The sequence below is a fragment of the Sulfitobacter sp. S223 genome, from assembly GCF_025143825.1.
Taxonomy (GTDB): Bacteria; Pseudomonadota; Alphaproteobacteria; order Rhodobacterales; family Rhodobacteraceae; genus Sulfitobacter.
On the sequence record NZ_CP083560.1, the window covers coordinates 1555235 to 1568947 of the forward strand.

Genomic DNA, 13713 nt, shown 5'->3' on the forward strand with positions numbered 1-13713 from the left:
GCTGACATGCGGACATTGATCATCGGGGCGGGCCTATCGGGGCTTGCTTTGGCCGAGGCGTTTGAGCGCGCGGGCCATGATTACCTGCTTGTCGACGCGCGCGCGTGTGTTGGCGGCCGTATCCTGACAGAGCATGTCGGCGGTGCGGCGTTTGATCTGGGGCCTGCGTGGTTTTGGCCGGGCCAGCCACGGATTGCCGCACTTATTGAACGGCTAGGATTGCAAAAGTTCGATCAATACGCGGCTGGCGCGTTGACGTTCGAGGATTCGCAGGGTCACGTTCAGCGCGGGCGCGGGTTTGCCTCGATGGAGGGCTCTTGGCGGCTTGAAGGGGGGCTGGGCGCGTTAACGGCGGCTTTGCTTCGCCGTTTGTCGCAAGATCGCGTGCGGTTGAATGCTCTGGTTACGGCGCTTTCCCGAACGCGAGACGGAATCGCTGCGAAGCTGGCAGGCGGCGAAACCCTGCACGCGGGGCGTGTCGTGCTGGCATTACCACCGCGTGTCGCAACGCAAATCGACTTTGAACCCGCATTGCCCAAGGCAACTATGGCAGTGATGGGCGGTGTGCCCACATGGATGGCAGGTCAGGCAAAGGCCGTCGCTGTCTATGAAACGGCCTTTTGGCGGACAGCCGGACTGTCAGGCGATGCCACAAGCCGCTTTGGCCCGATGGTCGAGATTCATGATGCCTCGCCTGACCGTGGTGGCCCCGGTGCGTTGTTTGGTTTTATCGGAGTGCCGCCCGAGGGCAGGGCGGATGTGCCAGTCCTCCGACAGCAGCTTCTGGCTCAGCTTGTCCGGCTGTTTGGCCCAGACGCTGCGCAGCCAATAAAGCTGATTGTTCAAGACTGGGCTTATGATCCGTTGACGGCAACTGATGCAGACCGCGCGCCGCTTTATGCCCATCCCGATTACGGGATGCCCGCCGCGCTACAGGACCTGTGGGACGGACGTCTAAGTATGGCGGGGACCGAAGTGGCGCAGCAATTTGGTGGCTATCTGGAAGGCGCTCTTGAGGCGGCAGAGGCTGTGATGCGCGCATGATCGCCTATATCGGGCTGTTCGCATCGGCGCTTGTCGCGGCGACTGTCCTGCCGATGCAATCCGAGGCGGTTCTGACAGGTCTGTTGGCCGCAGGTGGTCGATCTGTTGGGTTGCTGATCACGGTTGCAACTGTCGGGAATGTGCTTGGCTCAATCGTCAACTGGTACCTGGGGCGCGCGCTGTTGCGGTTCAAGGAACGCCGCTGGTTTCCCAGCTCGGACACGCAGCTTGAGCGGGCACAGCGCTGGTACGCGCGTTACGGTCGCTGGTCTTTGTTGGGTAGCTGGTTGCCGATTGTTGGTGATCCGTTGACTGTCGTCGCGGGGGTCATGCGCGAACCCTTGGTTCCGTTTGTCGTGATTGTCACGATTGCCAAGGCAGGCCGCTATCTGGTGTTGGCCGCCCTGGTCCTGAGCTGGGTCTAGACCTAGACAGAAGGGGCGAAACCCCAGATCAATTGGCGCAGGCCAAGGGCGGCACCTGCCATGATGCTTAGCAATGTTACCGGTGCGCTGTAGGCAAGGACGGAAAATCCGGACAACCCCTGACCAATGCTGCATCCCACTGCCACAACCGCGCCAACCCCCATCAGCGCCGCACCAAGGATTTGTCGGCGCAGCTCTCGCGGATCATCACAAGCTTCCCAACGGAAATGCCCTTTGACCAAGCTGCCAACCAAGGCGCCCAGCAATACCCCCACAACAGAGCCTGTCCCAAAGCTGATCGTATTGCCGGAGGATGTCATGGCATAAAGAAGTGTCTCGCCGATGGGTGCTGAAAATGTGTGGCTAACGATAGGGGTCGCGTCATACCCGTTGCTGGCTACCCATTGGGTTCCCGCCCATCCGCTGACAATCGCAAGGCCTGCAATCGCTCCCCAAAAGATGTGACTGGGTGAGGCCCGCAAAGAGCGGCTGAGCAGGGTAAGGGCTAGGATCACGCATCCTAGTGCGATACCGACCAGATCAGGCGACATACCCGTCAGACGCCCTGCGGCCTGTGCAATGCCGGGGGCGGTATCCGCAGGAATGGCGTCGCCGAACGCCCAAATCCGAAGCCCTGAGACAGGCCCGCCAAGCGCCATATAGGCAGAGACACCCATTACCAGTACAATCAGGAGGGATCGCAGGTCTCCTCCGCCGACACGGGCAAGTGCGCCGTAGCCGCAGTTGCCCGCAAGCGCCATGCCGTAACCGAACACGAGGCCGCCAACAACGCTGGCCACAGGATTCCAGATGCGGCTGAGGTAAAGCGTCTGATCCAGTTCAAGCAATCCGCCCGCAGACAGGCCGAACGTACCGATGACCGACACGCCGATCGCAATGCCCCACATCCGCAAACGCAGCGGGTTCTCTCCATAGTAAAGATCTTCGATAGCGCCAAGTGTGCAGAACCTGCCAATACGTGCTGCAAGTCCAAGCAACACACCGCCAAACAGCCCGACAAGGGCCACTAACACCGGTTCAGGCAAAATATCAAACATATCTAGAGGGCCACACAGAGTGCATTGGCCCTACGCGGCATATCAGCTGCGCGCAGTCTCAATTTGACCGGCAGAACAGATCATATACGACTTCCATGATCTGTTTGGGGCGGTCGTCAGTAAGGCTGTAAAAGATTGTCTTACCGTCACGCCGCGGTGTCACAAGCCCTTCAAGCCGCAAGCGCGACAGCTGTTGTGAAACAGCTGCCTGCCGCGCAGACAAAAGCTCTTCAAGTTCGGTAACAGATTTCTCGCCGGAGGCGAGGTGACACAAAATCATCAATCGGCCTTCATGGCTGATTGCTTTGAGGAAGTTTGACGCTTCGACGGCGCTTGCTGCCATCTTGTCCATATCTTCTTCACACATGTTCACGTCAAATACCGGTAGGCCCATTTTTTCCTCGTATGCCGATGCTTTTCCGGCGCTAAGATCGTTATTTCGAAGGTTCATAAGGGCCTCACCCACACGTTAGCCTAAGCCACGGGCTTCCTATCATAAACTAATTGGTCAATTCAACTTTTTCGCGTTCGAGCATCTGTTTTAGCAATCCCCAAAAGAAATCCTCACCGGGATAGCCTTCGATGCGGGATACTTCGGTGTTATCCACAACCAGCACAAACGTCGGTGTGAAAAACAGCGGGCGCGCAAATGTCAGATCATCAGGAGAGGGAGCGCGGATATCGATGCGCCGCAACGGAGCAGCCTGACCTTCAGCCGTTTTCGGATAGATTTCAGAGATTTCTTCGTTCCAGCGCGCACACCACATGCAACCCTCTTCCTCTACCATGATCAGACGCACGTCTGCCAAAGCAGCCGATACGCTGAGGCATGCCACCAAAGCACCAAAAAAGAGAGACCGTACGAACATGCCAAATTGACCTTTGATACTTAAATAACGTAATCTGAATATGTGAATTTTACAAGGGTGCGCCACTACCATGATGGAAATTACTTTTGCCGGTGCGGCACTGGCAGGACTTCTTTCATTCCTGTCGCCCTGCATCCTGCCGATTGTCCCATTTTACCTGAGCTATCTTGCAGGGGTCGGTATGAATCAGATCAGTGCGGAGGCTACAATTGATCGCAAGACACGCCGCCGCGCGGTGATGGCTGCGTGCTTTTTTGCGGCGGGCGTCATTACGATTTTCATGGGCTTAGGGGCGGCCGCCACGATGTTCGGGCAGGTGGTGCGCGAATACTTCGATATTTTGCGCTGGGTCGCAGCGGCGATCATCATCGCGATGGGCCTGCATTTTCTCGGCGTTATCCGCATCGGCATTCTTTACCGTCAGATGCGCGCGGATACCGGCAGCACTTCAAATGTAAGTCTGCTGGGGGCCTATGTGATCGGACTGGCGTTTGCCTTTGGTTGGACACCTTGTGTCGGGCCTGTTCTGGCGGCGATCCTGTTCATGGCGGGCGGGGCTGACACAGCGTCAACCGGTGCGGGTTTGTTGTTTGTCTATGGTGTGGGCATGACTGCGCCGTTCATCCTTGCGGCATTTTTCATCGGTCCGTTCATGCGTTGGATGCAGAAGTTCCGCAAACACCTTGGAAAAATTGAAAAAATTATGGGTATCATGTTGATCGTATTCGGTCTGTTGATTGCCACCAATTCGATGAATTACATCGCCCAGTGGATGCTGTCTGTGGTGCCCACTTTCGGTACAATAGGATAATGGGAGGACGTCATATGAAGAAATTGATAACTGCGAGCCTTGCGCTGATTGCAATGACCGTCTGGGCGAATGCCGCAATATTGGGAGATGACGGCCTGCACAAAGCGCCGTGGATGCGTGACACGTTCAAGGATCTTTCCGAAGATCTCGAAGAGGCGAACGCTGAAGGCAAGCGTTTGATGGTCATCATCGAACAGCGCGGCTGCATCTACTGTAAAAAGATGCACGAAGAGGTTTTTCCCGTCGAAGAGATCGCCTCCTATATTAATGAGAACTACTTTGTTGTGCAGATCAACATGTTTGGTGATGTCGAAGTAACCGACTTTGACGGGGAGGCTCTGGCCGAAAAGGACATGGTCAAAAAGTGGGGCGCATTGTTTACGCCGATGATTTTGTTCTTTCCTGAAGAGGTGGATGAAGGGTTGAGCGCTTCTCGGGCGGCGGTCGCCACAATGCCGGGCGCTTTCGGGCGTCATACCACCTTCAATATGCTCAATTGGGTCGTTGAAAAAGGGTATGATGGCGATGAACCGTTTCAAAAGTACCATGCCCGCAAGTTCGAAGAGCAAAGTAAATAAGGGTTTCGGTAGCGGTCCTGCGGGATTTCGCACGTTATAATTCAATTAACTGAATTTGTTGTTGCGTGATGTCGAGAGTGTGCGCTACGGTATACCGAATAAGGTCTGAGGGAGGACTCATGAGGATTTTTGGTATTACAGCCATCACGGCTGGGCTTATGGCTTCGGGCGTATACGCCGAAGATGTGGCGCCGACAGCAGTTAGCTATACTGACGGCGCAGTTGAACAATCATTGACCGGCGTTGCTGGTGATGCTGCCAACGGTCGTTTGATCGTCGGCGATAAAAAGCAGGGTAACTGCGTTGCCTGTCATGAAGTCAGCGACCTGGCGGATGTGCCATTTCAGGGCAACATCGGCCCTATGCTGGATGGCGCGGGGGAGCGTTGGTCCGAAGCGGAGCTGCGCGGGATCGTTGCGAATGCAAAGGTGATGTTCGAGGGCAGCATGATGCCGTCCTTCTATCGCACCGAAGGCTACATACGCCCGGGCAACGCCTACACAGGCAAAGCGGCGGATGACACTTTCGGCCCGCTGCTGTCCGCGCAACAAGTTGAAGACGTAGTGGCCTATTTGGCCACCCTCAAAGAATAATCAAACCCGAACGGGAATGAAGGAGTATACAGATGGAAATGACGAGACGTGACGCCATTGCGATGGGGGCAGGGGCCCTTTTGATCGCAGGCTTGCCGATCCGCGCATCGGCGGCGGCAGAAGAAGCAATCGCTGCCTTTACGGGTGGCGCAGAAATCGGGTCTGGTGACATCAGCCTGACAGCCCCCGAAATCGCCGAGAACGGTAACACTGTGCCGGTCGAAGTATCTTCGGAAACAGCTGCCGAGATCATGTTGCTGGCAACAGGCAACCCCACACCGGGTGTTGCAACGTTCAAGTTCGGCAAACTGGCCGGATCGCGTTCTGCATCAACACGCATCCGCCTCGCGGGCACGCAGGACGTCGTTGCAATCGCCAAGCTGGACGATGGATCGTTCGTGCAGGCGTCTAGCACTGTGAAAGTAACAATCGGCGGCTGCGGCGGCTAAAGGTCTTTAGGAGAAACAATCATGGCATCTGATGTAAAACCACGCGTCAAAGTACCAAAATCGGCAACCGCCGGCGAGGCCATCACAATCAAAACGCTGATCAGCCACAAGATGGAATCCGGTCAGCGCAAGGACAAGGAAGGCAATGCCATTCCGCGTTCGATCATCAATCGTTTCACCTGTGAATTCAACGGTGAGAGCGTGATTGACGTGAAGATGGAGCCTGCGATCTCCACCAACCCGTACTTCGAATTCGAAGCATTGGTCCCTGAGGCCGGTGAATTCAAATTCACATGGTACGACGACGACGGCTCGGTCTACGAAGACGCAAAAACAATCGCGATCGGCTGAACGCATTTTTACCTTGGGAGGGACACCATGCGGAAATTGACAGGCGCACTGCTTGCAACTCTGTTGACAACATCGGCAGCTTTTGCCGATCCGGTCGATGACAATCTGATCCTCAACGAAGAGACTGAAATGGTCACGCGCACTGCCGCGCCAGAGCATGTTTCTGACGCGTTGGACGAAGTGATGTCAGGCTGGCTGTTCCGCGGGACAGAGACCCGTGCGATGCAGGCGGATGACTTCGACAACCCCGGCATGATTTTTGTGGAACAGGCGGAGGAGGTCTGGAACACAGCCGAGGGGAGCGCAGGCAAATCATGTGCAGATTGCCACGGTGCATCTGCGGACATGTCTGAAGTGCGTCCGACGTATCCGAAGTGGAATGCAGACGCTGGCGAAGTACGCACGCTTGAAATGCAGATCAACGACTGCCGCACCAACCAGATGGGCGCAGACGAGTGGAAGTACACTGGTGGCGATATGGTCAACATGACCGCATTGCTGGCGTCTGTTTCCCGTGGTTTGCCCGTGAACGTCGCAATCGACGGACCCGCGCAATCGATGTGGGAGCAGGGCAAAGAGCTGTATTACACACGGACAGGCCAGCTTGAACTGTCTTGCGCAAATTGCCACGAAGACAACTATGGCAACATGATCCGTGCAGACCACCTGAGCCAGGGCCAGATCAACGGCTTCCCTGTCTATCGTCTGAAAAACACAAAGCTGAATTCGGCGCATAGCCGCTTTAAAGGTTGTGTGCGCGATACCCGCGCCGAGACTTATAGCCCGGGCAGCCAAGAGTTCGTCGCACTTGAGCTTTATGTCGCGTCCCGCGGCAACGGCCTGAGTGTCGAAGGTCCAGCCGTCCGCAACTAAACTATCTGAGCCCCGCCCGAGAGATCGGCGCGGGGCTTTTCTGCTCTAATCCATTCAATAATGCGCATATGTATGCGCAACTGGGAGTTCCCAAAATGATTTCTCGTCGTGATTTTTTGCAAACCAGCATGGCAGCAGCCGCCCTTTACGGCTCTTCTGGTTTTGGGAACTGGGCGCGTCTGGCTGCCCAACAGGCGCTGACGCAAGACAAGCTGCTAGAGTTTGACACCTTCGGGAATGTCTCGTTGATCCACATCACCGACATCCATGCTCAGCTAAAACCGATCTATTTCCGAGAGCCGGAGATTAACATCGGGGTAGGCGGCAACAAGGGCGCTGTACCCCATGTTACTGGCGCCGACTTCCGCAAGCTTTACGGCATCGAGGACGGCAGCCCGTCTGCCTATGCGCTGTCCTACAATGATTTCAGCGCCTTGGCGCAGAGCTATGGCCGTGTTGGCGGGCTGGACCGTGTGGCCACCGTGATCAATTCGATCCGTGCTGACCGCCCTGACGCACTGCTGCTGGATGGCGGCGATACATGGCACGGCAGCTACACCTGCTACCAGACCCAAGGGCAGGACATGGTAAATGTCATGAACGCGCTCAAGCCTGACGCGATGACGTTCCACTGGGAATTCACACTCGGCTCTGACCGGGTGAACGAGATCGTTGAAGGTCTGCCGTTCGCCGCCCTTGGCCAGAACATCTTTGACGCTGAATGGGATGAGCCATCCGACCTCTTCCCGCCCTATAAATTCTATGAGACTGGCGGCGTAAAAGTAGCCGTGATCGGTCAGGCATTCCCCTACATGCCCATCGCCAATCCGGGCTGGATGTTCCCCGAATACTCCTTTGGTATCCGCGACGAGAATATGCAGGCCATGGTTGACGAAGTGCGCGCGAAGGGTGCCGAGCTTGTCGTATGCCTCAGCCACAACGGCTTTGACGTTGATAAGCAGATGGCGGGTAAAGTTACCGGCATTGATGTGATCCTGTCAGGTCACACCCACGACGCGCTGCCCGAACCTGTGCTGGTTGGTGAGACGATTATCGTCGCCTCCGGTTCTAACGGCAAGTTTGTCAGCCGGGTTGATCTGGATGTACAGAATGGGCGGATGATGGGCTTCCGTCATAAGTTGATCCCGATCTTCTCGGACGTGATTACGCCGGACGCCGAGGTGGCCAAGCTGATTGATGAGCAGCGCGCGCCCTATGCAGACCAGCTGAGCGAAGTCATTGGCCGCACAGGCGATGCACAAACGCTTTATCGCCGTGGGAATTTTAACGGGACATGGGATGACCTGATCTGCGATGCGCTGATCTCGGAGCGTGAGGCAGACATCGCGCTTAGCCCTGGCGTGCGCTGGGGGCCGTCCATCCTGCCCGGTCAGGACATCACCCGCGAAGACATCTGGAACGTCACTTCTATGACCTACGGTGAGGCTTACCGCACTGAAATGACAGGTGAATTCCTGCATGTGGTGCTAGAGGATGTGGCCGACAACCTGTTCAACCCCGATCCCTATTACCAACAGGGCGGCGACATGGTGCGCACGGGCGGACTTGGCTATAAAATCGATGTGACCAAGCCGCAGGGCAGCCGTATCACCGAGATGACTCTGCTGAAAACAGGCGAGAAGATTGATCCGTCGAAAACCTATCAGATTGCGGGCTGGGCTTCGGTCAACGAAGGCACGGAAGGCCCGAAAATCTGGGATGTGGTCGAGGCGCATATCGCCAAACAAGGCACGATCTCGCTTGACCCAAATAACAGCGTGGAAGTGGTCGGCGCGTAAATCCGGCCCGACAGGGAGAGATACCATGAAGAGATTTATCGCGACAACGGCTTTGACCGTGATGATGGCCACCAGTGCTTTTGCCGAAGGTGTGGTGCACCGTGTGGCTGTGCATGTGGATCAGAACGATCCTCAGGTGATGAACATGGCTCTCAACAACGTCGCCAACCTGACCAGCTATTATGAGGCACAAGGCGACACAGTCATGGTTGAGCTGGTGGCCTATGGTCCGGGGCTCAACATGTTTGTCCCGGGCAAAAGCCCTGTCGAGGACCGCATTTCGACAATGTCGCTAGAGATGGAAAATCTGAGCTTTGCCGCGTGCGGCAACACTCTGCGCAATATGAGCAAAAAAGCAGGCAAAGACATCACCTTGATGGATGAGGCGACCATTGTGCCCTCCGGTGTCGTGCGCCTGATTGAATTACAAGAGAAAGACTATGCCTACATCCGGCCCTGATTCAGCGGCCTGATTGTTGCTAGCTAACAAAAGGAGAATGCCATGACGCATAAACCCTCACGCAGACAATTTTTAAGAAGCAGCGTAGCGGCTGGCGCAGCAATCACTGTTGCCGGAACTGCCAAGGCGCAAACGCCTGATCCGCTGATCACCGAAGTGCAGCCTTGGGCGCAGGCCTTTGGCGAGGGGGTAGATGCAACGCCTTACGGCATGCCGATCGAGTATGAGAGCGATGTCATCCGCCGCAACGTTGAGTGGCTCACCGCAGATACGGTCAGCTCGATCAACTTCACGCCGATCCACGCGCTTGATGGTACCATCACGCCGCAGGGCTGTGCGTTCGAGCGTCACCACTCCGGTGCGATTGAGCTCAAGAAAGAAGATTACCGCCTGATGATCAACGGCTTGGTCGATACGCCGCTGGTCTTTACCTACGCTGATCTTGAACGGTTCCCGCGTGAAAACCACGTGTATTTCTGCGAATGTGCAGCCAATACAGGCATGGAGTGGGCAGGCGCGCAGCTCAACGGTGCGCAGTTCACCCATGGTATGATCCATAACATGGAATACACGGGCGTTCCGCTGCGCACCCTGCTGGAAGAGGCAGGCTTGGACACGGCAGGCGATCTCAAGGATAAATGGGTCTTTGTTGAGGGGGCGGATGCTTCTTCCAATGGCCGCTCGATCCCGATGGAAAAGGCGCTGGATGACTGCTTGATCGCGTTCAAGGCCAATGGCGAGGCGCTGCGCAAGGAGCATGGCTATCCTGTGCGTCTTGTTGTGCCGGGTTGGGAAGGCAATATGTGGGTCAAGTGGATCCGCCGGATCGAAGTTGTCGATACCCCCGTAGAAAGCCGCGAAGAGACATCGAAATACACCGACACGCTTGAAGACGGCACAAGCCGCAAGTGGACATGGGCGATGGATGCCAAATCTGTCGTAACCAGCCCCAGCCCTCAGGCGCCGATTACCCATGGAAAAGGGCCGCTGGTGATCTCTGGTCTGGCTTGGTCTGGTCGCGGGGCGATCACCCGTGTTGATGTCTCCAAAGATGGCGGCATGACGTGGGAAACCGCACGTCTGGCCAAGCCGGGCGAGAAGATGGCGCTTACGCGCTTCTATCTCGACACGGATTGGGACGGATCGGAAATGATGCTTCAAAGTCGCGCCATGGACGACACAGGTTATATCCAACCCACAAAAGCACAGCTGCGCGAAGTGCGCGGCCTGAATTCAATCTATCACAATAACTGTATCCAGACATGGCTGGTGCGCAGCAACGGCGAGGCGGAAAATGTCGAAGTTTCTTAAATCAACAGCTCTTTTGACAGCTCTGGCTCTGGTCTCCGGTCCGGCGTTTGCAGAAAAACTCGGGTTGGGCCGTCCGGCCTTGCCAGAAGAGGTCGCCGCATGGAACGGCGAAGTTCATCCTGACGGAACGGGTCTGCCCGCAGGGTCAGGTGATGCAATCGTTGGCGAAGAGATTTTCGCCGACAAATGCGCAGCCTGCCACGGTGATTTCGCCGAAGGCATCGGCAACTGGCCAAAGTTGGCCGGTGGGGCAGATACACTGGATCGTGAAGACCCGCTTAAGACAGTCGGCTCTTACTGGCCCTATCTGTCTACCGCGTTTGACTACATCAAACGGTCGATGCCGTATGGCAATGCAGGCACGCTGACCGATGATGAAACCTACGCAATCGTCGCCTATATCCTGTATTCCAACGATCTGATCGAAGATGATTTTGTGCTTTCCAAAGAAACGTTCTTTGACGTGGAAATGCCCAACGCCGACGGCTTCTTCGTGGATGACCGCGCCGAGACTGAATATGCAGTTTGGTCGGGTGAGCCTTGCATGGAGAACTGCAAAAGCGAGCCTGTGAAAGTCACCATGCGCGCGATGGTTCTGGACGTGACACCGCAGGAAGAAGCTGCTGCCGAGCCAGCTGCAGAAGAGCCCGCAGTCGTTGTAGCAGAGGCACCCAAAGAAGAAGCACCAGCAGAAGCGGAACCTGAAGTGGTGGCGGCTGCTTTTGATGCTGATCTGGCTGCCAAGGGCGAAAAGGTTTTCAGAAAGTGTAAATCTTGCCATCAGGTCGGCGAAGGCGCCAAGAACAAGGTTGGCCCGATGCTGAACGGGATCGTAGATCATGCGGCCGGCGCTGTTGAAGGCTTCAAGTATTCCAAGCCCATGCAAAAGGCGGCTGAGGACGGTCTGGTCTGGTCCGAAGCCGAACTGGCAAGCTTTCTGGAGAACCCCAAGAAGTACATGAAGGGCACTAAGATGTCCTTTGCAGGGCTCAGGAAGGAAGACGACCAGCTTGCGGTTGTCGAATACCTGAAGTCAGTAGGCGACTAACCAATGGGATCGCTGGCCAAATCTGTCGTCACTCTTGCCGCCCTTGCGGTGGCGGGGGCGGGCTGGGCCAGCGAAATTGGTGATCCAGAAAAAGGCGCTGCGGTTTTCAAGAAAAATTGCAGCGCCTGCCATGATGTGGGAAAAGATGCGCGCAATCGCGTTGGACCACAGCTGAACGGGATATACGGGCGCACGGCGGGTGTTGTTACGGGGGTAACATACTCCCCCAATATGATCCGCATGGGCAATGATGGTCTGATCTGGACGGCCGAAACGCTTGATGCCTATCTTGAAAACCCTCGCGCTTTGGTCTCGAAAACCCGGATGAGTTTTCGCGGTCTGGATGATCCACAAAAGCGTGACGATCTGCTGGCCTATTTGAGGGTCTATTCCGACAATCCTGCAAATATCCCCGAAGCGGAGCCAACGGCGCGGGGCACGGATCATGATCTTGATCCCGCGATTCTGGCCATTCAGGGGGATCCCGAATACGGTGAATACCTCGCCAGTGAGTGCCAGACATGCCATCAGGCAAGCGGGGCCAATGACGGTATTCCCGGCATCAGCGGCTGGCCCGATGAAGATTTCGTGGTTGCCATGCACGCCTATAAACGCAAGCTCAGACCGCATCCTGTCATGCAAATGATGGCAGGGCGTTTGTCTGACGAAGAGATTGCAGCCTTGGCTGCCTACTTCAAGGACCTCGAATAACGGGGCCACCAAATTGATAACTCTGGGAGGAGACGATCATGACACTGAACAGACGGATATTCCTTGGTACGGGCGCTGCCGCGGCCGCAACACTTGCCGCACCTGCGGTCTTTGCAGCGGGCCACGGTAAGCCGCGTGTGGTTGTCGTAGGTGGCGGGGCAGGTGGTGCCACGGCTGCGCGCTACATCGCCAAAGACAGCAAGGGCGAAATCGCCGTGACGCTGATTGAACCGACGCGCCAGTATTACACCTGTTTCTTCTCCAACCTTTATCTGGGCGGCTTCAAAGAGATGGATGATCTCGGTCATTCCTATGGCGGTCTTGCTGCAGGTGGGGTGAATGTCGTGCATGACTACGCCGTGGGCGTGGACCGCGATACCAAGATGGTGGCGCTCGCCAGTGGCGGCTCTGTCCCCTATGACAAGCTGATCCTGTCGCCGGGTATTGATTTTGTGGACGGCGCGGTTGAGGGCTGGGACCTGTCTGCGCAAAACGCCATGCCCCATGCCTATAAGGGCGGATCACAGACTGAATTGCTCAAAGCACAGCTGATGGCGATGCCTGAGGGCGGGACCTTTGCAATGGTCGCACCTCCTAATCCTTACCGCTGCCCTCCGGGCCCGTATGAGCGGATCTCGATGGTGGCGCATTACCTGAAGGCTAACAATCCGACAGCCAAGATCCTTGTTGCCGATCCGAAAGAGAAATTCTCGAAGCAATCGTTGTTTCAGGAAGGTTGGTCGAACCATTATTCCGGCATGATTGACTGGATCGGCTCTGATTTCGGCGGCGGCAATGTCGTGGTTGATCCTGACGCGATGACGCTGTCCATCGACGGTGAAGTAACCAGCGTCGATGTTTGCAACGTCATCCCTGCGATGAAGGCGGGTCATATCGCCGAACTTGCTGGCGTGACTGAGGGGAACTGGGCGCCGGTGAACGCCGCTGACATGTCCTCCAAGGCAGATGCTGATATCTACGTGCTAGGCGATTCCGCACAGCAGGGCGATATGCCGAAATCCGGTTTCTCTGCCAACTCGCAGGCAAAGGTTTGCGCCAATGCGGTGCGCGGTGCGCTGACCGGCTCCAAGGTCTTTCCGGCAAAGTTTTCTAACACATGCTGGTCACTGATTGACACCAATGACGGCGTCAAAGTCGGAGCCACCTATGAGGCAACGCCGGAAAAAATCGCCAAAGTAGATGGGTTTATCTCAGCCACAGGCGAAACTGCCGAATTGCGCAAGACGACCTATGAGGAATCCGAGGGCTGGTATGCCGGTATCACCGCGGACATGTTCGGCGCTTAGGTTAAACCGCCTGAGCCTTGATGCAG

General features: G+C 56.2%; 17 protein-coding genes. 14 read left to right on the plus strand and 3 right to left on the minus strand.

What is annotated here, in order from left to right; all coding sequences use genetic code 11:
• Window positions 1–6 precede the first annotated feature (6 nt).
• Together K3757_RS07470 and K3757_RS07475 are read left to right on the plus strand one after the other, a co-directional pair.
• Window positions 7–1044: an FAD-dependent oxidoreductase gene (locus tag K3757_RS07470; RefSeq protein ID WP_260000680.1), complete on the plus strand. Its 1038-nt coding sequence runs from the start codon at window positions 7–9 to the stop codon at window positions 1042–1044.
• Window positions 1041–1469, plus strand: a complete 429-nt coding sequence (locus K3757_RS07475; RefSeq protein WP_260000682.1) for a YqaA family protein — start codon at window positions 1041–1043, stop codon at window positions 1467–1469. The genes K3757_RS07470 and K3757_RS07475 overlap by 4 nt, the downstream gene beginning before the upstream one ends.
• 2 nt (window positions 1470–1471) lie before the next feature.
• On the opposite strand, the gene K3757_RS07480 is transcribed toward K3757_RS07475, so the two are convergent.
• The 3 genes from K3757_RS07480 to K3757_RS07490 all read right to left on the minus strand — a co-directional run bounded on the left by K3757_RS07480 (window position 1472) and on the right by K3757_RS07490 (window position 3396).
• Window positions 1472–2527, minus strand: a complete 1056-nt coding sequence (locus K3757_RS07480) for a YeeE/YedE family protein (RefSeq protein WP_260000684.1) — start codon at window positions 2525–2527, stop codon at window positions 1472–1474.
• 58 nt (window positions 2528–2585) lie between these two features.
• Window positions 2586–2921: a helix-turn-helix transcriptional regulator gene (locus K3757_RS07485; protein ID WP_260001212.1), complete on the minus strand. Its 336-nt coding sequence runs from the start codon at window positions 2919–2921 to the stop codon at window positions 2586–2588.
• A 106-nt stretch (window positions 2922–3027) separates the two neighbouring features.
• Complete coding sequence (locus K3757_RS07490; protein WP_260000686.1) at window positions 3028–3396, minus strand: hypothetical protein; 369 nt, start codon at window positions 3394–3396, stop codon at window positions 3028–3030.
• Window positions 3397–3466: 70 nt separating this feature from the next.
• Here K3757_RS07490 and K3757_RS07495 point away from each other — a divergent pair, with 70 nt between their 5' ends.
• The 12 genes from K3757_RS07495 to K3757_RS07550 all read left to right on the plus strand — a co-directional run bounded on the left by K3757_RS07495 (window position 3467) and on the right by K3757_RS07550 (window position 13687).
• Window positions 3467–4207, plus strand: a complete 741-nt coding sequence (locus tag K3757_RS07495; protein WP_260000688.1) for a cytochrome c biogenesis CcdA family protein — start codon at window positions 3467–3469, stop codon at window positions 4205–4207.
• Window positions 4208–4221: 14 nt separating this feature from the next.
• On the plus strand, window positions 4222–4785 hold the full coding sequence (locus tag K3757_RS07500; RefSeq protein WP_260000690.1) for a thioredoxin family protein: 564 nt from the start codon (window positions 4222–4224) through the stop codon (window positions 4783–4785).
• Window positions 4786–4904: 119 nt separating this feature from the next.
• Complete coding sequence (gene soxX, locus K3757_RS07505) at window positions 4905–5378, plus strand: sulfur oxidation c-type cytochrome SoxX (RefSeq protein WP_260000692.1); 474 nt, start codon at window positions 4905–4907, stop codon at window positions 5376–5378.
• Window positions 5379–5410: 32 nt separating this feature from the next.
• Complete coding sequence (soxY, locus tag K3757_RS07510) at window positions 5411–5827, plus strand: thiosulfate oxidation carrier protein SoxY (RefSeq protein WP_260000694.1); 417 nt, start codon at window positions 5411–5413, stop codon at window positions 5825–5827.
• Window positions 5828–5848: 21 nt separating this feature from the next.
• Window positions 5849–6178 carry a thiosulfate oxidation carrier complex protein SoxZ gene (gene soxZ, locus K3757_RS07515; protein WP_260000696.1) on the plus strand — a complete coding sequence of 110 codons (330 nt, stop codon included), beginning with the start codon at window positions 5849–5851 and terminating at the stop codon, window positions 6176–6178.
• A 27-nt stretch (window positions 6179–6205) separates the two neighbouring features.
• Window positions 6206–7051 carry a sulfur oxidation c-type cytochrome SoxA gene (gene soxA, locus K3757_RS07520; protein ID WP_260000698.1) on the plus strand — a complete coding sequence of 282 codons (846 nt, stop codon included), beginning with the start codon at window positions 6206–6208 and terminating at the stop codon, window positions 7049–7051.
• 95 nt (window positions 7052–7146) lie between these two features.
• Entirely contained in the window at window positions 7147–8850 is a 1704-nt protein-coding gene (gene soxB, locus K3757_RS07525) for a thiosulfohydrolase SoxB (RefSeq protein WP_260000700.1), read from the plus strand.
• A 25-nt stretch (window positions 8851–8875) separates the two neighbouring features.
• Entirely contained in the window at window positions 8876–9310 is a 435-nt protein-coding gene (locus K3757_RS07530; RefSeq protein WP_260000702.1) for a DsrE family protein, read from the plus strand.
• 42 nt (window positions 9311–9352) lie between these two features.
• Window positions 9353–10621 (plus strand): sulfite dehydrogenase, encoded by a 1269-nt coding sequence (gene soxC / locus K3757_RS07535; RefSeq protein ID WP_260000704.1) that lies wholly within the window; start codon window positions 9353–9355, stop codon window positions 10619–10621.
• The gene (locus tag K3757_RS07540) at window positions 10605–11669 is read left to right on the plus strand and encodes a c-type cytochrome (RefSeq protein WP_260000707.1); all 1065 of its coding nucleotides are present in this window, start codon (window positions 10605–10607) and stop codon (window positions 11667–11669) included. The genes soxC and K3757_RS07540 overlap by 17 nt, the downstream gene beginning before the upstream one ends.
• 3 nt (window positions 11670–11672) lie before the next feature.
• Complete coding sequence (locus K3757_RS07545; protein ID WP_260000709.1) at window positions 11673–12380, plus strand: c-type cytochrome; 708 nt, start codon at window positions 11673–11675, stop codon at window positions 12378–12380.
• 38 nt (window positions 12381–12418) lie between these two features.
• The gene (locus K3757_RS07550; RefSeq protein WP_260000711.1) at window positions 12419–13687 is read left to right on the plus strand and encodes an NAD(P)/FAD-dependent oxidoreductase; all 1269 of its coding nucleotides are present in this window, start codon (window positions 12419–12421) and stop codon (window positions 13685–13687) included.
• Window positions 13688–13713 lie beyond the last annotated feature (26 nt).